This is a genomic window from Bacillus sp. TH22 (assembly GCF_016651015.1).
GTDB lineage: Bacteria > Bacillota > Bacilli > Bacillales > Bacillaceae_G > Bacillus_A > Bacillus_A mycoides.
On the sequence record NZ_JAEKER010000001.1, the window covers coordinates 2766363 to 2790784 of the forward strand.

General features: G+C 41.6%; 10 protein-coding genes, 7 rRNA genes and 2 pseudogenes. 11 read left to right on the forward strand and 8 right to left on the reverse strand.

Annotated elements, in window-relative coordinates; translation table 11 throughout:
* Positions 1 to 64 precede the first annotated feature (64 nt).
* Positions 65 to 1616 (reverse strand): 16S ribosomal RNA (locus JFU18_RS13940).
* Between the two features lie 317 nt (positions 1617 to 1933).
* Between JFU18_RS13940 and JFU18_RS13945 the strand changes: the two genes are divergently transcribed.
* Positions 1934 to 2725 (forward strand): sulfotransferase family 2 domain-containing protein, encoded by a 792-nt coding sequence (locus JFU18_RS13945; RefSeq protein WP_002139383.1) that lies wholly within the window; start codon positions 1934 to 1936, stop codon positions 2723 to 2725.
* A gap of 93 nt (positions 2726 to 2818) precedes the next feature.
* Here the strand turns inward: JFU18_RS13945 and JFU18_RS13950 are convergent, their stop codons facing one another.
* The 4 genes from JFU18_RS13950 to JFU18_RS13965 form a co-directional block, all read right to left on the reverse strand.
* Entirely contained in the window at positions 2819 to 3739 is a 921-nt protein-coding gene (locus tag JFU18_RS13950) for a DMT family transporter (protein WP_201034632.1), read from the reverse strand.
* 360 nt (positions 3740 to 4099) lie between these two features.
* A 5S ribosomal RNA gene (gene rrf / locus JFU18_RS13955) occupies positions 4100 to 4215 on the reverse strand.
* Positions 4216 to 4264: 49 nt separating this feature from the next.
* Positions 4265 to 7186, reverse strand: a 23S ribosomal RNA gene (locus JFU18_RS13960).
* 146 nt (positions 7187 to 7332) lie between these two features.
* A 16S ribosomal RNA gene (locus JFU18_RS13965) occupies positions 7333 to 8884 on the reverse strand.
* Together the 16S, 23S and 5S rRNA genes form the textbook arrangement of a ribosomal RNA operon.
* Positions 8885 to 9442: 558 nt before the next feature.
* Here JFU18_RS13965 and JFU18_RS13970 point away from each other — a divergent pair.
* From JFU18_RS13970 to JFU18_RS13995, 7 genes and pseudogenes are all read left to right on the forward strand, one after another.
* Positions 9443 to 10156, forward strand: a complete 714-nt coding sequence (locus tag JFU18_RS13970; protein ID WP_000651971.1) for a response regulator transcription factor — start codon at positions 9443 to 9445, stop codon at positions 10154 to 10156.
* Complete coding sequence (locus JFU18_RS13975) at positions 10146 to 11159, forward strand: sensor histidine kinase (RefSeq protein ID WP_137056860.1); 1014 nt, start codon at positions 10146 to 10148, stop codon at positions 11157 to 11159. Before JFU18_RS13970 ends, JFU18_RS13975 begins: the two co-directional genes overlap by 11 nt.
* A 68-nt stretch (positions 11160 to 11227) precedes the next feature.
* Positions 11228 to 12157 carry an ABC transporter ATP-binding protein gene (locus tag JFU18_RS13980; protein ID WP_201034631.1) on the forward strand — a complete coding sequence of 310 codons (930 nt, stop codon included), beginning with the start codon at positions 11228 to 11230 and terminating at the stop codon, positions 12155 to 12157.
* Positions 12150 to 12887 (forward strand): ABC transporter permease, encoded by a 738-nt coding sequence (locus JFU18_RS13985; RefSeq protein WP_201032357.1) that lies wholly within the window; start codon positions 12150 to 12152, stop codon positions 12885 to 12887. The genes JFU18_RS13980 and JFU18_RS13985 overlap by 8 nt, the downstream gene beginning before the upstream one ends.
* A 17-nt stretch (positions 12888 to 12904) precedes the next feature.
* On the forward strand, positions 12905 to 13702 hold the full coding sequence (bacA, locus tag JFU18_RS13990) for an undecaprenyl-diphosphate phosphatase (RefSeq protein ID WP_201032356.1): 798 nt from the start codon (positions 12905 to 12907) through the stop codon (positions 13700 to 13702).
* Between the two features lie 312 nt (positions 13703 to 14014).
* A pseudogene (locus JFU18_RS30510) lies at positions 14015 to 14146 on the forward strand (hypothetical protein); the annotation flags it as partial.
* 225 nt (positions 14147 to 14371) lie between these two features.
* Complete coding sequence (locus JFU18_RS13995; protein WP_201034630.1) at positions 14372 to 14830, forward strand: ASCH domain-containing protein; 459 nt, start codon at positions 14372 to 14374, stop codon at positions 14828 to 14830.
* A 151-nt stretch (positions 14831 to 14981) separates the two neighbouring features.
* Here the strand turns inward: JFU18_RS13995 and rrf (JFU18_RS14000) are convergent.
* The 3 genes from rrf (JFU18_RS14000) to JFU18_RS14010 form a co-directional block, all read right to left on the reverse strand.
* A 5S ribosomal RNA gene (gene rrf, locus JFU18_RS14000) occupies positions 14982 to 15097 on the reverse strand.
* A 49-nt stretch (positions 15098 to 15146) separates the two neighbouring features.
* Positions 15147 to 18068 (reverse strand): 23S ribosomal RNA (locus JFU18_RS14005).
* Positions 18069 to 18214: 146 nt separating this feature from the next.
* Positions 18215 to 19766, reverse strand: a 16S ribosomal RNA gene (locus tag JFU18_RS14010).
* Positions 19767 to 22026: 2260 nt separating this feature from the next.
* On the opposite strand from JFU18_RS14010, the pseudogene JFU18_RS14015 reads away from it, so the two are divergent.
* From JFU18_RS14015 to JFU18_RS14025, 3 genes and pseudogenes are all read left to right on the forward strand, one after another.
* Positions 22027 to 22601, forward strand: a pseudogene (locus tag JFU18_RS14015) (recombinase family protein).
* 63 nt (positions 22602 to 22664) lie between these two features.
* Positions 22665 to 23627, forward strand: a complete 963-nt coding sequence (locus tag JFU18_RS14020) for a helix-turn-helix transcriptional regulator (protein WP_201033589.1) — start codon at positions 22665 to 22667, stop codon at positions 23625 to 23627.
* Positions 23628 to 23701: 74 nt separating this feature from the next.
* A complete protein-coding gene (locus JFU18_RS14025) occupies positions 23702 to 24334 on the forward strand; it encodes a type 1 glutamine amidotransferase family protein (RefSeq protein WP_201033588.1) in 633 nt (210 codons plus the stop codon).
* The last annotated feature ends 88 nt before the right edge of the window (positions 24335 to 24422 follow it).

Here is a 24422-nt window from a genome sequence, read left to right on the forward strand (position 1 = left end):
AAAACTGAACGAAACAAAACAAGTCAACGTTTATTGATGAACTGCGTTCATCAATTCTCCATAGAAAGGAGGTGATCCAGCCGCACCTTCCGATACGGCTACCTTGTTACGACTTCACCCCAATCATCTGTCCCACCTTAGGCGGTCGGCTCCATAAAGGTTACCCCACCGACTTCGGGTGTTACAAACTCTCGTGGTGTGACGGGCGGTGTGTACAAGGCCCGGGAACGTATTCACCGCGGCATGCTGATCCGCGATTACTAGCGATTCCGACTTCATGTAGGCGAGTTGCAGCCTACAATCCGAACTGAGAACGGTTTTATGAGATTAGCTCCACCTCGCGGTCTTGCAGCTCTTTGTACCGTCCATTGTAGCACGTGTGTAGCCCAGGTCATAAGGGGCATGATGATTTGACGTCATCCCCACCTTCCTCCGGTTTGTCACCGGCAGTCACCTTAGAGTGCCCAACTTAATGATGGCAACTAAGATCAAGGGTTGCGCTCGTTGCGGGACTTAACCCAACATCTCACGACACGAGCTGACGACAACCATGCACCACCTGTCACTCTGCTCCCGAAGGAGAAGCTCTATCTCTAGAGTTTTCAGAGGATGTCAAGACCTGGTAAGGTTCTTCGCGTTGCTTCGAATTAAACCACATGCTCCACCGCTTGTGCGGGCCCCCGTCAATTCCTTTGAGTTTCAGCCTTGCGGCCGTACTCCCCAGGCGGAGTGCTTAATGCGTTAACTTCAGCACTAAAGGGCGGAAACCCTCTAACACTTAGCACTCATCGTTTACGGCGTGGACTACCAGGGTATCTAATCCTGTTTGCTCCCCACGCTTTCGCGCCTCAGTGTCAGTTACAGACCAGAAAGTCGCCTTCGCCACTGGTGTTCCTCCATATCTCTACGCATTTCACCGCTACACATGGAATTCCACTTTCCTCTTCTGCACTCAAGTCTCCCAGTTTCCAATGACCCTCCACGGTTGAGCCGTGGGCTTTCACATCAGACTTAAGAAACCACCTGCGCGCGCTTTACGCCCAATAATTCCGGATAACGCTTGCCACCTACGTATTACCGCGGCTGCTGGCACGTAGTTAGCCGTGGCTTTCTGGTTAGGTACCGTCAAGGTGCCAGCTTATTCAACTAGCACTTGTTCTTCCCTAACAACAGAGTTTTACGACCCGAAAGCCTTCATCACTCACGCGGCGTTGCTCCGTCAGACTTTCGTCCATTGCGGAAGATTCCCTACTGCTGCCTCCCGTAGGAGTCTGGGCCGTGTCTCAGTCCCAGTGTGGCCGATCACCCTCTCAGGTCGGCTACGCATCGTCGCCTTGGTGAGCCGTTACCTCACCAACTAGCTAATGCGACGCGGGTCCATCCATAAGTGACAGCCGAAGCCGCCTTTCAATTTCGAACTATGCAGTTCAAAATATTATCCGGTATTAGCCCCGGTTTCCCGGAGTTATCCCAGTCTTATGGGTAGGTTACCCACGTGTTACTCACCCGTCCGCCGCTAACTTCATAAGAGCAAGCTCTTAATCCATTCGCTCGACTTGCATGTATTAGGCACGCCGCCAGCGTTCATCCTGAGCCAGGATCAAACTCTCCAATAAAGTTAGTTTGTCTAGCATCTAAAAATAAAAATTGACGTTCACGTTGTTTGTTTCGTTCAGTTTTCAAAGAACTTGTCTGTCGCTCATTTGCGACTTCCTTATGTTAACATCTTCGTTAGTTAATGTCAACTAAGTTTTTTATTTCGTTTGTCGCTTTCTGCGTTGTTGCTATCGGCGACTTGTCCTATATTACACCTCTATATAATAATAGTCAACATTTCTTTTTCATTTTCTACAAAAAAAATTCCACACACTCATACCTCATCTTTATTTTACATATGTATATATAATCAAGATACATGAAAGGAGTGCATCAATTGTTGGATCCTTCCTTATTACACATCATTAGTACTAATGCAAGAAGCCCACACTATCATAGAAACTTTCCTCTCATTCTATTTTGGAGTCAAAAAAGTGGTTGTACTTCCCTTGCTAAGTGGTTTTTTTACCAGATTGATTTATTACAAACAGCTTTAAACTATCACCCCTTCATCCATAATTTCGAATATGAAATATACAAAAGTACACCGGCCTATAATATACGGCTGAGTGTAGCACTACGAGATAAACAAAAGGAAACTTTCAAACTGGTTCGCAATCCGTTTAGAAGAGCAGTCAGTTCTTTCGTGTCCTTAATTGCACCTCCTTATGTAGAAAATGAAGAATGGAAACCCATTCGAAAGTTTTTATATCAAAATGAAAATTCTCCTAAAGGAATCTCATTCAAACAATTTTTATACTACCTATTTACTAAAGGTGCTCATGCAAATGATATTAACGCTCACTTTACACAACAATATATAGCAGGTGAAGAAGAGTATGTAACCAATTATATATACTTAGAAAATTTCGATCAGGAAATGAAAGAATTAGAAAAACGTTTCGAATTAAAACCTGCACCGATAAATGAGTTTTCAACATCATGGCATCATCAAACCCCTGCCATGATTTATAAAGGGAATTTCAGCGATGCCGATATTACTGATCCTTTATTCCCTCGTCACCCGACTTTTGAAAGCTTTTATGATGATGAATGTATACAGCTCGTCAAAACAATATTTCAAAAAGATTTCGATACATATAGATATAACAAAGAATATCCCTACTAATTTAAGTCCATTATCTTCGCTAAATATAAAAAGATACCTTATACATATATATGAGGTATCTTTTTAACATTTAAACTATATAAAACATACAATTTAACAGTCCCTACTATCCATTTTATTACCCTTTAATAGATTACGTAACTTTTGCTTATCCGCCCATCCTACTCCAATTAAAACTAGACTCCCTCCCATTATTATCTTCCATGTCAGAGATTCATTTAATAGGATAATTGAAGTAATGATACTTATTAACGGCAATCCATTTAAGTACAGTCCACTTATTGATGCTGAGACCGTCTCTAGCGCTTTATTCCAGAACCAATATGCTAAAATTGTTGCCCCAATAACAAGGTATACTACACTAAATCCAATCTTCCCTGTTTCGATTTTTGGGAAACCGTAGTAAAAAATTTCTATCATTGCAAATGGCAACACAATAGCTGCACCTATCATTAGTGTTACTGTAGTGAAAACTTTATTAGATAAACGTCGTTCTTGTTTTGGCCGTTTTAACAAAACTGTGTAGAACGCAAATAAAAAGGTACTTAATAAAATAAGTATATCTCCTATTAAAGACACCTCTTGATTAGTATCGCTAGATGGAATTGTAATAAAGAGCACTCCTATAGCGCCCAACATAATCCCGATCCAATAATCCATCTGAATTTTCTCTTTCAGAAAGAACGCTGAAAAAAGAATTGTAACTAATGGCAATGCAGCATCAATAATACTAACATGTAATCCACTTGTTAAAGAAATACCATAGGATGTGAACATAAAGTACCCAGCTACACCAGTAAAAGACAGTAAACTCATTCTTTTCCACGGAATATGTTTATGTATAACTGCTTTTTGTAGTTCGTTAAATGAGAAAAACATACAAATTCCACCCGCAAAGAAAAGACGAATAAATAACAAAGTAAACGGTTGAATGGATTCTAATGCCCATTTCGTTGGTGCAATGGCTGTCCCCCATAATATAACAGCCACTAATAACATGCATATTTCTTTCATAATCCCCCACACCCATCAAAAAATATATGTTAGCTACCTTAATTATAGATTTTTTCTTATGTAAAATCCCTTAAAAATACAAAAAGGTTATGTGAAAAAGAACTGGATAGCTATTTTTCACATAACCTTTTCATATAAGATCAAAAACATTATTATTCATTCGACAACTAAATTAACATAAAAAGGTAATCCTTACCTTCAATTTATATTTAAACGTATTACTTTATCATCCGAATTTTATTTTATACCATTTCTATTTCATTATTTTTTCATCTTTAGGGTTATTAAATTTACGGATTTTAACCTTCGGTAAATAAAAATAAACACAAAAAAACCTAAGTCGAAACGACTTAGGTTTTTGCTTGGCGACGTCCTACTCTCACAGGGACAAGGTCCCAACTACCATCGGCGCTAGAGAGCTTAACTTCCGTGTTCGGTATGGGAACGGGTGTGACCTCTCTGCCATCATCACCAAACTATGAAGGTATATTCCTTCAAAACTAGATAACATTAGCTTCATATTATATGGTTAAGTCCTCGATCTATTAGTATTCGTCAGCTCCACATGTCACCATGCTTCCACCTCGAACCTATCAACCTGATCATCTTTCAGGGATCTTACTAGCTTACGCTATGGGAAATCTCATCTTGAGGGGGGCTTCATGCTTAGATGCTTTCAGCACTTATCCCTTCCGCACATAGCTACCCAGCTATGCCCTTGGCAGAACAACTGGTACACCAGCGGTGCGTCCATCCCGGTCCTCTCGTACTAAGGACAGCTCCTCTCAAATTTCCTGCGCCCACGACGGATAGGGACCGAACTGTCTCACGACGTTCTGAACCCAGCTCGCGTACCGCTTTAATGGGCGAACAGCCCAACCCTTGGGACCGACTACAGCCCCAGGATGCGATGAGCCGACATCGAGGTGCCAAACCTCCCCGTCGATGTGGACTCTTGGGGGAGATAAGCCTGTTATCCCCGGGGTAGCTTTTATCCGTTGAGCGATGGCCCTTCCATGCGGAACCACCGGATCACTAAGCCCGACTTTCGTCCCTGCTCGACTTGTAGGTCTCGCAGTCAAGCTCCCTTATGCCTTTGCACTCTACGAATGATTTCCAACCATTCTGAGGGAACCTTTGGGCGCCTCCGTTACACTTTAGGAGGCGACCGCCCCAGTCAAACTGCCCACCTGACACTGTCTCCCGGGTCGATAAGACCCGTAGGTTAGAATTTCAATACAGTCAGGGCGGTATCCCACCGACGCCTCCACCGAAGCTAGCGCTCCGGTTTCAATGGCTCCCGCCTATCCTGTACAAACTGTACCAAAATTCAATATCAGGCTACAGTAAAGCTCCACGGGGTCTTTCCGTCCTGTCGCGGGTAACCTGCATCTTCACAGGTACTATAATTTCACCGAGTCTCTGGTTGAGACAGTGCCCAAATCGTTACACCTTTCGTGCGGGTCGGAACTTACCCGACAAGGAATTTCGCTACCTTAGGACCGTTATAGTTACGGCCGCCGTTTACTGGGGCTTCAGTTCAGAGCTTCGCTTACGCTAACCCCTCTCCTTAACCTTCCAGCACCGGGCAGGTGTCAGCCCCTATACTTCGCCTTACGGCTTCGCAGAGACCTGTGTTTTTGCTAAACAGTCGCTTGGGCCTATTCACTGCGGCTTTCCGTTAAGAAAGCACCCCTTCTCCCGAAGTTACGGGGTCATTTTGCCGAGTTCCTTAACCAGAGTTCTCTCGCACACCTTAGGATTCTCTCCTCGCCTACCTGTGTCGGTTTGCGGTACAGGCACCTTTTATCTCGCTAGAAGCTTTTCTTGGCAGCGGGGAATCAAAGACTTCGCTCCATAAGGAGCTTCCCCATCACAGCTCAGCCTTCACGATAAGCGGATTTGCCTACTTATCAGCCTAACTGCTTGGACGTGCACAACCAATCGCACGCTTCTTCTATCCTTCTGCGTCCCTCCATTGCTCAAACGATAAAGAGGTGGTACAGGAATATCAACCTGTTGTCCATCGCCTACGCCTGTCGGCCTCGGCTTAGGTCCTGACTAACCCTGAGCGGACGAGCCTTCCTCAGGAAACCTTAGGCATTCGGTGGACGGGATTCTCACCCGTCTTTCGCTACTCATACCGGCATTCTCACTTCTAAGCGCTCCACCAGTCCTTCCGGTCTGACTTCACTGCACTTAGAACGCTCCCCTACCACTGATACCATTGGTATCAATTCGCAGCTTCGGTGGTGTATTTAGCCCCGGTACATTTTCGGCGCAGAGTCACTCGACTAGTGAGCTATTACGCACTCTTTAAATGGTGGCTGCTTCTGAGCCAACATCCTAGTTGTCTAAGCAACTCCACATCCTTTTCCACTTAATACACACTTTGGGACCTTAGCTGGCGATCTGGGCTGTTTCCCTCTTGACTACGGATCTTATCACTCGCAGTCTGACTCCTAAGGATAAGTCATTGGCATTCGGAGTTTGACTGAATTCGGTAATCCGATGAGGACCCCTAGTTCAATCAGTGCTCTACCTCCAAGACTCTTACACTTAAGGCTAGCCCTAAAGCTATTTCGGGGAGAACCAGCTATCTCCAGGTTCGATTGGAATTTCTCCGCTACCCACACCTCATCCCCGCACTTTTCAACGTGCGTGGGTTCGGGCCTCCATTCAGTGTTACCTGAACTTCACCCTGGACATGGGTAGATCACCTGGTTTCGGGTCTACGACCACGTACTAAACGCCCTATTCAGACTCGCTTTCGCTGCGGCTCCGCCTCTTCAGCTTAACCTCGCACGGGATCGTAACTCGCCGGTTCATTCTACAAAAGGCACGCCATCACCCATTAACGGGCTCTGACTATTTGTAGGCACACGGTTTCAGGATCTCTTTCACTCCCCTTCCGGGGTGCTTTTCACCTTTCCCTCACGGTACTGGTTCACTATCGATCACTAGGGAGTATTTAGCCTTGGGAGATGGTCCTCCCAGATTCCGACGGAATTTCACGTGTTCCGCCGTACTCAGGATACATTCAAGAGAGAACGAAGTTTCGACTACGGGGTTATTACCCTCTGTGACGGACCTTTCCAGGTCGCTTCGTCTACCTCGTTCCTTTGTAACTCCGTATAGAATGTCCTACAACCCCAAGAGGCAAGCCTCTTGGTTTGGGCTAGATTCCGTTTCGCTCGCCGCTACTCAGGAAATCGCATTTGCTTTCTCTTCCTCCAGGTACTTAGATGTTTCAGTTCCCTGGGTCTGTCTTCCATACCCTATGTATTCAGGTAAGGATACCATACCATTACGTATAGTGGGTTTCCCCATTCGGAAATCTTCGGATCAAAGCTTACTTACAGCTCCCCGAAGCATATCGGCGTTAGTCCCGTCCTTCATCGACTCCTAGTGTCAAGGCATCCACCGTGCGCCCTTTCTAACTTAACCAAACTAAAATTAAAAAAATATGAGCTACACTGTTATCTAGTTTTCAAAGAACATACATTTAAACTTGAGAGATAGTTCTCTCAAAACTGAACGAAACAAAACAAGTCAACGTTTATTGACGAACTGCGTTCATCAATTCTCCATAGAAAGGAGGTGATCCAGCCGCACCTTCCGATACGGCTACCTTGTTACGACTTCACCCCAATCATCTGTCCCACCTTAGGCGGCTGGCTCCATAAAGGTTACCCCACCGACTTCGGGTGTTACAAACTCTCGTGGTGTGACGGGCGGTGTGTACAAGGCCCGGGAACGTATTCACCGCGGCATGCTGATCCGCGATTACTAGCGATTCCGACTTCATGTAGGCGAGTTGCAGCCTACAATCCGAACTGAGAACGGTTTTATGAGATTAGCTCCACCTCGCGGTCTTGCAGCTCTTTGTACCGTCCATTGTAGCACGTGTGTAGCCCAGGTCATAAGGGGCATGATGATTTGACGTCATCCCCACCTTCCTCCGGTTTGTCACCGGCAGTCACCTTAGAGTGCCCAACTTAATGATGGCAACTAAGATCAAGGGTTGCGCTCGTTGCGGGACTTAACCCAACATCTCACGACACGAGCTGACGACAACCATGCACCACCTGTCACTCTGCTCCCGAAGGAGAAGCTCTATCTCTAGAGTTTTCAGAGGATGTCAAGACCTGGTAAGGTTCTTCGCGTTGCTTCGAATTAAACCACATGCTCCACCGCTTGTGCGGGCCCCCGTCAATTCCTTTGAGTTTCAGCCTTGCGGCCGTACTCCCCAGGCGGAGTGCTTAATGCGTTAACTTCAGCACTAAAGGGCGGAAACCCTCTAACACTTAGCACTCATCGTTTACGGCGTGGACTACCAGGGTATCTAATCCTGTTTGCTCCCCACGCTTTCGCGCCTCAGTGTCAGTTACAGACCAGAAAGTCGCCTTCGCCACTGGTGTTCCTCCATATCTCTACGCATTTCACCGCTACACATGGAATTCCACTTTCCTCTTCTGCACTCAAGTCTCCCAGTTTCCAATGACCCTCCACGGTTGAGCCGTGGGCTTTCACATCAGACTTAAGAAACCACCTGCGCGCGCTTTACGCCCAATAATTCCGGATAACGCTTGCCACCTACGTATTACCGCGGCTGTCGGCACGTAGTTAGCCGTGGCTTTCTGGTTAGGTACCGTCAAGGTGCCGACTTATTCAACTAGCACTTGTTCTTCCCTAACAACAGAGTTTTACGACCCGAAAGCCTTCATCACTCACGCGGCGTTGCTCCGTCAGACTTTCGTCCATTGCGGAAGATTCCCTACTGCTGCCTCCCGTAGGAGTCTGGGCCGTGTCTCAGTCCCAGTGTGGCCGATCACCCTCTCAGGTCGGCTACGCATCGTCGCCTTGGTGAGCCGTTACCTCACCAACTAGCTAATGCGACGCGGGTCCATCCATAAGTGACAGCCGAAGCCGCCTTTCAATTTTGAACTATGCAGTTCAAAATATTATCCGGTATTAGCCCCGGTTTCCCGGAGTTATCCCAGTCTTATGGGTAGGTTACCCACGTGTTACTCACCCGTCCGCCGCTAACTTCATAAGAGCAAGCTCTTAATCCATTCGCTCGACTTGCATGTATTAGGCACGCCGCCAGCGTTCATCCTGAGCCAGGATCAAACTCTCCAATAAAGTTAGTTTGTCTAGCATCTAAAAATAAAAATTGACGTTCACGTTGTTTGTTTCGTTCAGTTTTCAAAGAACTTGTTTGCCGCTCATTTGCGACTCCCTTATGTTAACATTTTCATATTTCAATGTCAACCAAGTTTTTTTATTTCTTTTGTCGCTTTCTGCGTTGTTGCTATCGGCGACTTGTCCTATATTACACCTCAATACTCTAATCGTCAACACCTTTTTATAAAGAAATTTAATTTAGTACCTTTGCACTCTTTTAACTCTAGATAAGGACCTACAAAGATCTCATTAAAATAGAAACCATCGTCTACTTTTCTTTACCAATCTATTCTTCTAAATACTATTCAATTTAGGCACTTCTCTATTTCAAAGGACTCGCTTCCCCCATCTTACCGAACTCATACAATTGATTCTTTTCAGCTAAACTAGCAACCTTATTTTAACAATTAATAGTATATAATTAGAAAGTTGCTTTATTTTTTATTACCGCTCCCTATCCCCCTTTGTTTATCAAGTTGTAATATCAATAACATTCTATTAGAAACAGGTGACGATATGAAAGATATACGTATTCTTATAGCAGATGACGATAAAGAAATTCGAGACTTATTAAAAAGATATTTAGAACGAGAATTATATATGGTAGATACTGCAATTAATGGCGAAGAAGCGTTGTGCTTATTTAACCAAAATAACTACAACCTCGTTATATTAGATCTTATGATGCCGAAAGTAGATGGTATCGAAGTGTGTAGAAAACTTAGAGATACAACCAACATTCCTATATTAATGCTAACTGCTAAAGATCACGAAGTTGATAAAATTTTGGGCTTAAGCATAGGTGCTGATGATTATATTACGAAACCTTTCAGTATTCACGAAGTGGTTGCAAGAGTAAAAGCTCTTATGCGACGTTTTTTAGTTCTTGGAAGTAACACTAACGTACAAGAGAAAACAACTTTAACATTTAAAGGACTAACTATCGATTTTAAAAAATACACAGTCCATACGAACGGAAAAGAAATCAACTTAACTGGAAAAGAACTTGAACTATTAAAATTCTTCGCTTCAAACCCAGAGCAAGTATTTACGAAAACACAACTCTTTCGGAATGTATGGGACGATAATTATATAGAAGATGATAATACAGTTATGGTGCATATTAGAAAGCTTAGAAAGAAAATAGAAATTGATTCTTCCAATCCAAAATTCATTCAGACTGTATGGGGAATCGGTTATAAGTTTGTAGGTGAAAAGGTTGAAAAATGATAAGGTCCTCTTTCTTATTTCATTACAACTTATCATTTGCGGACTTTTAAATATAGATATGGGATACCATGTAAAAATATCTTTATTTAGTGCTCTTATCATAATCACAATATATCTTTTCTTTTCAAGAGTTCACTTTATTCAAAGCAACGAATCGATGGTTACTAAATTAAGCCGTGCACTTAAAGGGAATTTACAAACGAGGCTATTCACAAATAACGACCGTTCACTAAATAGTATCGTGTTTTCAATAAACGACTTAATAACTGCATTAGAAAAGGGTCAGATCGAAGCAAGGAAATCCCAAGAAGCTAGAAAACAACTTTTATCTAATATCTCACATGATATCCGGACACCACTTACTTCTATTATTGGATATATTGATGCTTTAAAAGATGATGTCGCTGCTTCTGAAGTAGAAAAGCAAGAATATCTTGAAATACTTTATAAGAAATCGAATGACTTAAAACATCTGGTCGATGAAATCTTTAATATGGCCAAGCTAGATGCTGATGAATTTCCATTAAAAGAAGAAGAACTCGATTTTTCTGAGGTTACTAGAGAAGTATTAATCGAATTTTTACCCGAGCTATCAAAACATAACATTGAACTACAAGTTCTCATACCAGAATCTACTTCCCCTATTATTGCAGATCACCTTAGCCTTATACGAATTATAGGTAATCTAATAAAAAACGCTATCCATCACGGAAAAGCTGGGAAAATAGTAGGAGTCGAACTACTAGAAACCAATACAGAATATGAGATTCTTATTTGGGACAAGGGACCCGGTATTCCAAAACATGATTTACAAAACGTATTTAAGCGGATGTACCGCAGCGAACAATCAAGAAATCCTTCTTACGGTGGTAGTGGCCTCGGACTTTCTATTTCTAAAGCCCTCGTTGAAAAAAATGGTGGGCGTATATGGGTTGACAGTATTCCTTGGGAACGAACTACTTTTGGTTTTTCCGTCCCAAAACACACTACTTTTAAGAAATAGTTAAGAAATGATTAATACGCAGTTAAACCTTCCTTTTTATTATGTAATTAAGAACTTATAGAAAGTAGGTGCCCCCTATAAATACAATTATAAAAACGACAAACCTTACTAAAGTTTATGGGAACCAAAAGTCAGTAGATAATCTAAATATAAATGTACAGCAAGGAGAGATTTATGGATTCATAGGGCGTAACGGTGCTGGTAAAACAACTACAATCCGTATGCTGCTTAGTCTTATAAAACCTACAAGTGGAAATATAGAAATATTCGGTGAGGATTTACTTCGGAATCCAAAAGACATTTTAAGAAGAATCGGTTCTATCGTTGAAGTCCCAGGATTTTATGAAAACTTAACTGCAAGAGAGAACTTATTAATTAATGCAAAGATAATTGGAGTTCACAAAAGGAATGCAATTGAAGAAGCATTAGAAATTGTAGGCTTGCAGCACGAAACAAAAAAATTAGTAGGAAAATACTCTTTAGGAATGAAGCAACGCTTAGGAATCGCCCGTGCTCTTCTCCATTATCCTGAACTACTCATACTAGATGAACCAACTAACGGACTAGATCCAATCGGTATTAAAGAAATGCGAAAACTCATTAAATCTTTAGCTCAAGACAGAAATATAACGATACTCATTTCTAGTCATATATTAGCTGAGGTGGAACAACTAGTCGATCGTATGGGAATTATTCATGAAGGAAGGTTATTAGAAGAAGTTTCTCTTGATACACTGCGTAAAGCCAATCGTAAGTACATAGAATTCCAGGTAAATAATGACAATAAAGCTGCGATGCTATTAGAAAAGCATTTTCAAATTTTTGATTATGAGGTACATGATGAAGGAAATATTCGCGTTTATTCTCACTTTGGACAGCAAGGACACATTAACAGAACGTTAGTTCGCAACGATATTGAAGTATTAAAAATTGTGATGAGCGAAGATAGACTAGAAGATTATTTCACAAAACTAGTTGGGGGTGGCGCAATTGGTTAATCTTCTTTATACAGAACTATTAAAATTGAAACGATCCAATATGTTTTTGATTAGTATTATCGGAGCAGGTGTCGCGCCATTTTTAGTGGTTGTAGCTTCTTATATACACCTGAAGACAAAGCAGCCTACTCCAACTATTTTATTTGGTCAACTGTTCACTGAAGTTAACCTATACACTACTTTAATTATAGGATTCCCCTTATATGGAGTTGTAATCGCTTATCTATTTACCCGTGAATACACGGAAGATACATTAAAAAACTTGCTAACTATCCCAGTATCACGTATTAACTTTATTATAAGTAAGTTTATCCTTCTATTCCTTTGGATCATGATGCTAACTTTAGTTGCTTGGACGCTAACTTTATTATTAGGACTAATAGGTAGCTTCCCTGGGTTTAGTATCACCTTACTTTTAGGCTCTCTCGTAAAATTTTTAATATGTGGTGGACTTCTCTTTCTTTTGTCTTCACCTATTGTACTACTAACTCTTGTAATGAAGACCTATGTACCGCCTATTATATTAACAATCATTATTACAATGACTAACCTTATGATCGTAAATTCAAAACATAAAGACCTATTCCCATGGACCGCTACTCTAGATATAGCAAATAACGAATTACAACCGACTTATCCACCAGAGTATTCTTATATCATCATTGCAGTAACAGCTATTTTCGGATTTATTACAACACTATTCTATTTTAAAAGAGTAGATATTCATTAATCTATAGGAGTGAAACTATGAGCGATCTTATCATTGCCTTCATACTTGGCATTGTAGAAGGGTTAGCTGAATTTTTACCCATCTCTTCTACTGGCCATCTTATATTAGTCGGACATTTATTAGGTTTTGAAGGAGAAAGGGCAAAAACGTTTGAAATTGTCATACAGTTAGGGGCAATTTTAGCTATCGCGATTTTATATCATAAACGCCTTGTTTCTTTATGTAATATTAAACCCCTTCTACGGAAAGAGAAAAAATTCAATGCATTACATGTTTTTCTCGGCGTATTCCCAGCAGTAGTTGTTGGCTTATTATTACATGATGTTATTAAAACATACTTATTTCAGCCGTATACTGTCGTAATCGGACTTGTAGCAGGAGCAATTCTTATGCTTTTTGCAGAAGCAAAAAAAGCAGAGGCAACCGCCTTTTCACTAGATGATTTAACATACCGTCAAGCATTAACAATTGGATTATTTCAATGCTTAGCAGTATATCCTGGCTTCTCTAGAGCGGGCTCTACTATTTCTGGAGGTCTATTAGCGAAAGTAAATTATAAGGCTGCATCTGAGTTCTCTTTTCTCATTGCTCTTCCTGTAATGGTTGGAGCTACAGGCTTAGACTTATTAAAAAGTTGGAAGTATTTAAGTGCGGATGATATTCCTATGTTTGCTATAGGATTCATTACCTCTTTTATAGTAGCAATGCTAGCGGTAGTAACCTTCCTGAAGCTTTTAGAAAAGATAGGTTTAAAACCTTTTGCATATTATCGTATTTTGTTAGCTATTGTATTTACACTTTTCGTATTGCTATAGCTTCATATAAGTCACATATTATTAAACCGATATTCAAGGAATATCGGTTTTTATCTATTCCACCTCTAGTATTACTCACTTCGATATGGCATAGTGGATAATAGATCAATATTAATAATTAGAATATTCTTTACTTCTAATCAACACTTCATTAAAATATGTAACGTTAAAAGCTATATTTGAAATCCGAACCTAGTAATAGCATTTCTTCTTTATACACATATACTAAAGTAAAAATAAGCACCTCAATTGATTGAGTCTACCCATTACACCACGATAGAACTAACGTTCCCACCTCTTTGCTATACATCACTTCTTCCTTGTTTCTATATTTATGGAAGAGAAGTACATGTAGGTGATACATTGTCTGGCATTGATCCTAATTTTATTGCAGCCCAAATCACAAATAGACTACATAACAACTATATCCATTGCCATACGAAACAATTCGAAAATCAAACATCCTGCCTATTAATATGGGCGTCTACGTAGAAAATGGTCATAAATGGACAGAACGAGTTTATAAACCATATTCCTTCAGCGTATTACTTGTATTAATCCGTAATACAACAACCCAGATTTTATATGACTACAAAACTATTACAAATAAGCAAGTTGCTCAAGGCTTATAAAAAAATGAATTTTAACTAAAGTGAGGTAAATATACAAATGAATCCATTAGCACAATCATACTGGGATACTTATTGGGGAAACAATGAAAAACCAGAATCTGTTACAGCTTGGCAATTTGGTGATTCTCCTGATTATCTCGCTCAATTAGTCATTGATGGTGTGAAAACCGCAACATGCTCCGGCCATATTTTTTATGAATTAGAAAATGAACTACTACCAACAACTAACGATTATAGTATTGTACTCAATAGTCAGGATGAACCTGTAGCTATTATTAAGACAATAGAAGTAACTATAATGCCAATGAATGAAGTGACTGAAGAATTTGCTATAGCTGAGGGTGAAGGCGATCGTACCTATAGTTACTGGAGAGATACCCATATTCAGTTTTTTACAAAGGAACTAAGCGAACTTGGTCTTAGTTTTTCTGAAGATATGCTGCTCGTTTGCGAACGTTTTAAGCTTATCGATGTAAAAAACAAAGTGAAGCTATGATAAATAACGATTTTACCGGAAATCCATACTAGATAAATACATTTATCTTTAAACAAATAAGCTTGTTATCAATGGATTTCTTGAGCCATTAATAACAAGCTTATTTCATTAAACACAAAAAAGACGAGTCATTCTGACTCGTCTTAAAGTTGCTTGGCGACGTCCTACTCTCACAGGGACAAGGTCCCAACTACCATCGGCGCTAGAGAGCTTAACTTCCGTGTTCGGTATGGGAACGGGTGTGACCTCTCTGCCATCATCACCAAACTATGAAGGTATATTCCTTCAAAACTAGATAACATTAGCTTCATATTATATGGTTAAGTCCTCGATCTATTAGTATTCGTCAGCTCCACATGTCACCATGCTTCCACCTCGAACCTATCAACCTGATCATCTTTCAGGGATCTTACTAGCTTACGCTATGGGAAATCTCATCTTGAGGGGGGCTTCATGCTTAGATGCTTTCAGCACTTATCCCTTCCGCACATAGCTACCCAGCTATGCCCTTGGCAGAACAACTGGTACACCAGCGGTGCGTCCATCCCGGTCCTCTCGTACTAAGGACAGCTCCTCTCAAATTTCCTGCGCCCACGACGGATAGGGACCGAACTGTCTCACGACGTTCTGAACCCAGCTCGCGTACCGCTTTAATGGGCGAACAGCCCAACCCTTGGGACCGACTACAGCCCCAGGATGCGATGAGCCGACATCGAGGTGCCAAACCTCCCCGTCGATGTGGACTCTTGGGGGAGATAAGCCTGTTATCCCCGGGGTAGCTTTTATCCGTTGAGCGATGGCCCTTCCATGCGGAACCACCGGATCACTAAGCCCGACTTTCGTCCCTGCTCGACTTGTAGGTCTCGCAGTCAAGCTCCCTTATGCCTTTGCACTCTACGAATGATTTCCAACCATTCTGAGGGAACCTTTGGGCGCCTCCGTTACACTTTAGGAGGCGACCGCCCCAGTCAAACTGCCCACCTGACACTGTCTCCCGGGTCGATGAGACCCGTAGGTTAGAATTTCAATACAGTCAGGGCGGTATCCCACCAGCGCCTCCACCGAAGCTAGCGCTCCGGTTTCAATGGCTCCCGCCTATCCTGTACAAACTGTACCAAAATTCAATATCAGGCTACAGTAAAGCTCCACGGGGTCTTTCCGTCCTGTCGCGGGTAACCTGCATCTTCACAGGTACTATAATTTCACCGAGTCTCTGGTTGAGACAGTGCCCAAATCGTTACACCTTTCGTGCGGGTCGGAACTTACCCGACAAGGAATTTCGCTACCTTAGGACCGTTATAGTTACGGCCGCCGTTTACTGGGGCTTCAGTTCAGAGCTTCGCTTACGCTAACCCCTCTCCTTAACCTTCCAGCACCGGGCAGGTGTCAGCCCCTATACTTCGCCTTACGGCTTCGCAGAGACCTGTGTTTTTGCTAAACAGTCGCTTGGGCCTATTCACTGCGGCTTTCCGTTAAGAAAGCACCCCTTCTCCCGAAGTTACGGGGTCATTTTGCCGAGTTCCTTAACCAGAGTTCTCTCGCACACCTTAGGATTCTCTCCTCGCCTACCTGTGTCGGTTTGCGGTACAGGCACCTTTTATCTCGCTAGAAGCTTTTCTTGGCAGCGGGGAATCAAAGACTTCGCTCCATAAGGAGCTTCCCCATCACAGCTCAGCCTTCACGATAAGCGGATTTGCCTACTTATCAGCCTAACTGCTTGGACGTGCACAACCAATCGCACGCTTCTTCTATCCTTCTGCGTCCCTCCATTGCTCAAACGATAAAGAGGTGGTACAGGAATATCAACCTGTTGTCCATCGCCTACGCCTGTCGGCCTCGGCTTAGGTCCTGACTAACCCTGAGCGGACGAGCCTTCCTCAGGAAACCTTAGGCATTCGGTGGACGGGATTCTCACCCGTCTTTCGCTACTCATACCGGCATTCTCACTTCTAAGCGCTCCACCAGTCCTTCCGGTCTGACTTCACTGCACTTAGAACGCTCCCCTACCACTGATACCATTGGTATCAATTCGCAGCTTCGGTGGTGTATTTAGCCCCGGTACATTTTCGGCGCAGAGTCACTCGACTAGTGAGCTATTACGCACTCTTTAAATGGTGGCTGCTTCTGAGCCAACATCCTAGTTGTCTAAGCAACTCCACATCCTTTTCCACTTAATACACACTTTGGGACCTTAGCTGGCGATCTGGGCTGTTTCCCTCTTGACTACGGATCTTATCACTCGCAGTCTGACTCCTAAGGATAAGTCATTGGCATTCGGAGTTTGACTGAATTCGGTAATCCGATGAGGACCCCTAGTTCAATCAGTGCTCTACCTCCAAGACTCTTACACTTAAGGCTAGCCCTAAAGCTATTTCGGGGAGAACCGACTATCTCCAGGTTCGATTGGAATTTCTCCGCTACCCACACCTCATCCCCGCACTTTTCAACGTGCGTGGGTTCGGGCCTCCATTCAGTGTTACCTGAACTTCACCCTGGACATGGGTAGATCACCTGGTTTCGGGTCTACGACCACGTACTAAACGCCCTATTCAGACTCGCTTTCGCTGCGGCTCCGCCTCTTCAGCTTAACCTCGCACGGGATCGTAACTCGCCGGTTCATTCTACAAAAGGCACGCCATCACCCATTAACGGGCTCTGACTATTTGTAGGCACACGGTTTCAGGATCTCTTTCACTCCCCTTCCGGGGTGCTTTTCACCTTTCCCTCACGGTACTGGTTCACTATCGATCACTAGGGAGTATTTAGCCTTGGGAGATGGTCCTCCCAGATTCCGACGGAATTTCACGTGTTCCGCCGTACTCAGGATACATTCAAGAGAGAACGAAGTTTCGACTACGGGGTTATTACCCTCTGTGACGGACCTTTCCAGGTCGCTTCGTCTACCTCGTTCCTTTGTAACTCCGTATAGAATGTCCTACAACCCCAAGAGGCAAGCCTCTTGGTTTGGGCTAGATTCCGTTTCGCTCGCCGCTACTCAGGAAATCGCATTTGCTTTCTCTTCCTCCAGGTACTTAGATGTTTCAGTTCCCTGGGTCTGTCTTCCATACCCTATGTATTCAGGTAAGGATACCATACCATTACGTATAGTGGGTTTCCCCATTCGGAAATCTTCGGATCAAAGCTTACTTACAGCTCCCCGAAGCATATCGGCGTTAGTCCCGTCCTTCATCGACTCCTAGTGTCAAGGCATCCACCGTGCGCCCTTTCTAACTTAACCAAACTAAAATTAAAAAAATATGAGCTACACTGTTATCTAGTTTTCAAAGAACATACATTTAAACTTGAGAGATAGTTCTCTCAAAACTGAACGAAACAAAACAAGTCAACGTTTATTGACGAACTGCGTTCATCAATTCTCCATAGAAAGGAGGTGATCCAGCCGCACCTTCCGATACGGCTACCTTGTTACGACTTCACCCCAATCATCTGTCCCACCTTAGGCGGCTGGCTCCATAAAGGTTACCCCACCGACTTCGGGTGTTACAAACTCTCGTGGTGTGACGGGCGGTGTGTACAAGGCCCGGGAACGTATTCACCGCGGCATGCTGATCCGCGATTACTAGCGATTCCGACTTCATGTAGGCGAGTTGCAGCCTACAATCCGAACTGAGAACGGTTTTATGAGATTAGCTCCACCTCGCGGTCTTGCAGCTCTTTGTACCGTCCATTGTAGCACGTGTGTAGCCCAGGTCATAAGGGGCATGATGATTTGACGTCATCCCCACCTTCCTCCGGTTTGTCACCGGCAGTCACCTTAGAGTGCCCAACTTAATGATGGCAACTAAGATCAAGGGTTGCGCTCGTTGCGGGACTTAACCCAACATCTCACGACACGAGCTGACGACAACCATGCACCACCTGTCACTCTGCTCCCGAAGGAGAAGCTCTATCTCTAGAGTTTTCAGAGGATGTCAAGACCTGGTAAGGTTCTTCGCGTTGCTTCGAATTAAACCACATGCTCCACCGCTTGTGCGGGCCCCCGTCAATTCCTTTGAGTTTCAGCCTTGCGGCCGTACTCCCCAGGCGGAGTGCTTAATGCGTTAACTTCAGCACTAAAGGGCGGAAACCCTCTAACACTTAGCACTCATCGTTTACGGCGTGGACTACCAGGGTATCTAATCCTGTTTGCTCCCCACGCTTTCGCGCCTCAGTGTCAGTTACAGACCAGAAAGTCGCCTTCGCCACTGGTGTTCCTCCATATCTCTACGCATTTCACCGCTACACATGGAATTCCACTTTCCTCTTCTGCACTCAAGTCTCCCAGTTTCCAATGACCCTCCACGGTTGAGCCGTGGGCTTTCACATCAGACTTAAGAAACCACCTGCGCGCGCTTTACGCCCAATAATTCCGGATAACGCTTGCCACCTACGTATTACCGCGGCTGTCGGCACGTAGTTAGCCGTGGCTTTCTGGTTAGGTACCGTCAAGGTGCCAGCTTATTCAACTAGCACTTGTTCTTCCCTAACAACAGAGTTTTACGACCCGAAAGCCTTCATCACTCACGCGGCGTTGCTCCGTCAGACTTTCGTCCATTGCGGAAGATTCCCTACTGCTGCCTCCCGTAGGAGTCTGGGCCGTGTCTCAGTCCCAGTGTGGCCGATCACCCTCTCAGGTCGGCTACGCATCGTCGCCTTGGTGAGCCGTTACCTCACCAACTAGCTAATGCGACGCGGGTCCATCCATAAGTGACAGCCGAAGCCGCCTTTCAATTTTGAACTATGCAGTTCAAAATATTATCCGGTATTAGCCCCGGTTTCCCGGAGTTATCCCAGTCTTATGGGTAGGTTACCCACGTGTTACTCACCCGTCCGCCGCTAACTTCATAAGAGCAAGCTCTTAATCCATTCGCTCGACTTGCATGTATTAGGCACGCCGCCAGCGTTCATCCTGAGCCAGGATCAAACTCTCCAATAAAGTTAGTTTGTCTAGCATCTAAAAATAAAAATTGACGTTCACGTTGTTTGTTTCGTTCAGTTTTCAAAGAACTTGTTTGCCGCTCATTTGCGACTCCCTTATGTTAACATTTTCATATTTCAATGTCAACCAAGTTTTTTTATTTCTTTTGTCGCTTTCTGCGTTGTTGCTATCGGCGACTTGTCCTATATTACACCTCAATACTCTAATCGTCAACACCTTTTTATAAAGATATTTAATTTAATATGTTCACACCATTTTATCCCGCTATTTGCGGACAGTAAGACTCCCACCTCAAAGTTCGGCTGAAGCAAAGAAGTTAGTAGTGAGCCTGACGATCATAAATTACCGATTAGTAAAGGTTACATAAGAATCCACAACGATTTTACTAAATAGCAATCATTGTCTACCTCTATCTACTAATCTCCCCTAACAAACCTCTCTATTTCAAGAGGATTATCCCCCGTACATTACTGGGTTCCACAAGAAATTCTTTTCTAGCAACTTCATTTACTTTCATTTACTTTCCTTATCTTAATTACAATATCTCTTTCTAACAGTACACACACTCTCCTGAACCATTCATAATAGAATGAACCGACTATAGACTAGATTCAATTAATATTAAAAATTATGATGAGTAAAGGACCATTCGTAGATTATTTCATAAAACCAGTTGGAGATAGAATAATTGGTTCGTTTACAGATTTCACGATACTTTCACAGAAAACACTTATTGTTTTGATACACGTCAACTATAGACTAGAAAAAGACGCTAAAACATATGAACATGCAAAACGGTCATAGCAACGTAGCTCGCGAACCTATACGGTCTATAGTGAGAGTCGTGATGGCACAATACAATCTTGCACGTCAGCGATACCAAAAATGGACTTCGCCTTTGGTAGCAAGAATCACACTGATGTTAATCAGGTTGCCCCTTTAGCAGTGGGAGTGTCAATAAATCCAATATTAATAATTGAAATATACTTTACTGAAGAACCACTTCACTAAAGCATGTAAAGTTACAAGCTATACTGAAAATCCGAACCTAGTATGGCAGCTCTTCTTTAAACGCATATGTCCAATAGAAAATAAGCGCCTCAATTGATTGAGTATGTCCATTACACCATTCAAGAATAAACGTTCTATTCTCTTGTTATACATCACTACTTCCTTGCATTTAAGTAATCACACTATAATTTTTCACTTACACTTATCTTCTATATAAAAGCTACAAAATTATAAAATTTAAAGAGTTGTATCCTATATCTATAAGTTTTCCGTTAGAAGAGCAAATAGCATCGCTAACAAAGCATATAGTTTCATTATTTCCAACCAAATTACAAATAGAGTATATAACTACCTACATTTATTCCCGATGAACCCATTCTTCCTCCAACTTATTTATATCAACGTGATAATAAAGACAAATATGCTGTTCAAATAGCAACCAGTGGCCAACTATATTTTAGTTATCTTATTTATAAGGCTACAAAAAAAGATTCTTATCCAGCTACTAGAGGAAACAAGTAGAACTTATAAAGAAGCTGAACACTATGTACAAGAGCAGTTCCAATATTACTACTCATAACTGATCTTCCCGCTCGAAAATTTTCTTTGGAATTTCGTGTAACAAACTATCCAAACTATAAAAAAGATTATAGAGTCTAAACATTAATCCACACATCTTTATCCAAAATGTTATATGCGAAAGTAATACATAAGATTTTCAAGAACTATATTTTGAAATTATCGCCGCTCTTCAAAAGCCAGATTCAGAAAAAAAGAACACGCGCTATTATCTTTTTAACTCCACCACTTTCACCATATAACTACTTAAAACAAATGAAGTGAAGGCTAATAATCAGTGGGGGTTGTTGATCCCCCACTGATTATTAGCCTTCACCAATCGGGCGTTTACAGGCAACAGGGCTCCCACCTAACTTCTTTGCTCCAGCTGAATTTCGAGGTGGGAGTTTTACTGCCCGCAAATAGCGGGATAAATGAAACAAATATTCTGTTACAATGAATTTTTTTCTTCAAACTTTTTTCATGTACCACTATTCGGGTTCACTTCAATTTAACATGTGGTAGCTTCTTTGCTATTCACGAATTAAAGCCATTATCATACAGTATCATCTCATTTCTATAATTATTCAGTTAATTAGTTCAATTATATATCAATAGAGTTTAGGAGACTGATAAAATCATAGTTAAGAGCGTCTCATAAGACTTTTCTCAAAAATGAAGTGATATTTTGCGAAAAATCGGTTATATACGCGTCAGTTCAACTAGCCAGAATCCTTCAAGGCAATTTCAGCAACTGAACGAAATCGGAATGGATATTATTTTTGAAGAAAAAGTTTCCGGAGCAACAAAAGATCGTGAGCAACTTCAAAAAATGTTAGAGGATATACAAGAAGGTGACATCATTTATGTTACGGACTTAACTCGGATTACTCGTAGTACACAAGATTTATTTGAATTAATCGATAACACACGGAATAAAAAGGCAAATTTAAAATCCTTAAAAGATACATGGCTAGATTTATCAGAAGATAATCCCTACAGCCAATTCTTAATTACGGTTATGGCGGGTGTAAACCAATTAGAACGTGATCTTATCCGTATGCGGCAGCGTGAAGGAATTGAACTGGCTAAGAAAGAAGGAAAGTTTAAAGGTCGGTTAAAGAAGTACCATAAAAATCATGCAGGAATGAATATGCAGTAAAGCTTTATAAAGAGGGAGATATGACTGTAAATCAAATTTGTGAAATTACAAATGTGTCTAGGGCCTCATTATATAGAAAGCTATCGGAAAGGAACAGTTGATGAGTTATATCAAAAATCGGAAATATATAATAGAAAATAAATTTCATATAGAGGTGGAATTATATGCCTAAAATTGACAATATGTTAGCAATTCTATGGATGCTTCGTTCAGGTGAAAAAATTACTGCAAAACAAATTTCAGAAAAGTTAGAGATGAATATAAGGACTGTGTATCGTTATATTGATACAATTTCAACAAGTGGCGTACCTATAATTTCAGAACCAGGACATAACGGTGGATACACTTTATTGAACAATTTTATTGAGGCTCCTCTTTTTTTTGATTTTGAGGAGCAAACTTCACTATTTCACGCTGCTGTTTTTGCAGAAGAAGCCGGATATTATGGAGGTGAAGCACTAAATAGGGCCATTTCAAAACTAAGTAAATACTCAAATCAAGAGCAGGAAACAAAGATAAACCAACATTTAACTAGTCTTGAAGTAATAAGTCGATTAAGTTCACTCTCTATAGAACCTTTTTTGAAGGAGTTGGAACAGGCCGTAGCTGACGGGTACTCAGTAAAAATTCTTTACCATAAAAGTGGCGAAAAGCAATTAAATTATAGATTGGTCGATCCGTACAGAATTATCTATTGGAATAATAAGTGGTATGTGATTGGATTTTGTCATCTTAGGAATGATATCCGTAGTTTTAGAGTAGATCGAATTGAAAGTCTAATGCTAACCAAAAATAAGTTTAACCGGCCAGAAAATTTTTCAGCACGTGACTTTTTTATAAAAAGTCTTCTTCCAACTATAGAAGATAAGGAAGGGATTATTTCTTTGGTTATTAATGGGGATAAAAGTGTATTGGCTGATATTTGCCAACATTGGTTTTTAGGACATTATTTACAAGAACGGACTTCAAATCAAGCAGTTTTTCTTCTTGAAAAAGATATGATACATACATATGTACCTTATTTACTTTTACCGTACAATAAATCTATTAAAGTTATTGAGCCAATAAGTCTTAAGAAAAGACTTATTGAAGTTCTGTCGGAATTAATAAAATTTCATCAAATATGATAACTTCCCTGACATCAACTGTCAGGGAAGTTATATTATAATAGCTATATCAATCGTGATTGGAGTGTTATTGGATGCAAACAAAAAAAGCTTTTCTATATGTATTTAATACAATGTCGGACTGGGAATATGGATATTTAATTGCTGAACTAAACTCAGGAAGATATTTCAAAAAAGATTTAGCACCTTTAAAAATAATTACAGTAGGAGCTAATAAAGAAATGATTACTACTATGGGAGGACTGAGCATAAAACCAGATATTTCCCTTGATGAATGTACTCTTGAGAGTAAAGATCTTTTAATTTTACCAGGAGGGACTACTTGGAGTGAAGAAATTCATCAACCTATCTTGGAAAGAATTGGCCAAGCTTTAAAGCTTGGCACTATTGTTGCTGCAATTTGTGGTGCAACTGAGGGCCTCGCGAATATGGGATACTTAGATACTAGAAAGCATACAAGTAATAACTTAGAATATACTAAAATGGTATGTCCTAACTATAAAGGAGAAAAGTTCTATGAGTTGGGATCTGCGGTATCTGATGCGAATTTAGTTACTGCATCAGGAATAGCTCCTCTGGAATTTGCAATGGAGGTACTGAAAAAAATAGATGTATTTACACCAGATGCATTACATTCATGGTATAACCTAAATAAGACTCATAAACCTGAATACTTCTTCCAGTTAATGAATTCAATAAATAAATGAAGTAACTGAAAAGCTCAATTTCTCTATTTTGATTTGTGGAGAAGTTGGGCTTTTTAATTTGGAATTTCCTTATCGTTGTTAAAGCCTA

Coding starts and splice junctions, on each gene's coding strand:
- JFU18_RS13995 (WP_201034630.1), top strand. CDS start 14,372: ATGAATCCATTAGCACAATCATACTGGGATACTTATTGGGGAAACAAT.
- JFU18_RS14025 (WP_201033588.1), top strand. CDS start 23,702: ATGCAAACAAAAAAAGCTTTTCTATATGTATTTAATACAATGTCGGAC.
- JFU18_RS13950 (WP_201034632.1), bottom strand. CDS start 3,739: ATGAAAGAAATATGCATGTTATTAGTGGCTGTTATATTATGGGGGACA.
- bacA (WP_201032356.1), top strand. CDS start 12,905: ATGAGCGATCTTATCATTGCCTTCATACTTGGCATTGTAGAAGGGTTA.
- JFU18_RS13970 (WP_000651971.1), top strand. CDS start 9,443: ATGAAAGATATACGTATTCTTATAGCAGATGACGATAAAGAAATTCGA.
- JFU18_RS14020 (WP_201033589.1), top strand. CDS start 22,665: ATGCCTAAAATTGACAATATGTTAGCAATTCTATGGATGCTTCGTTCA.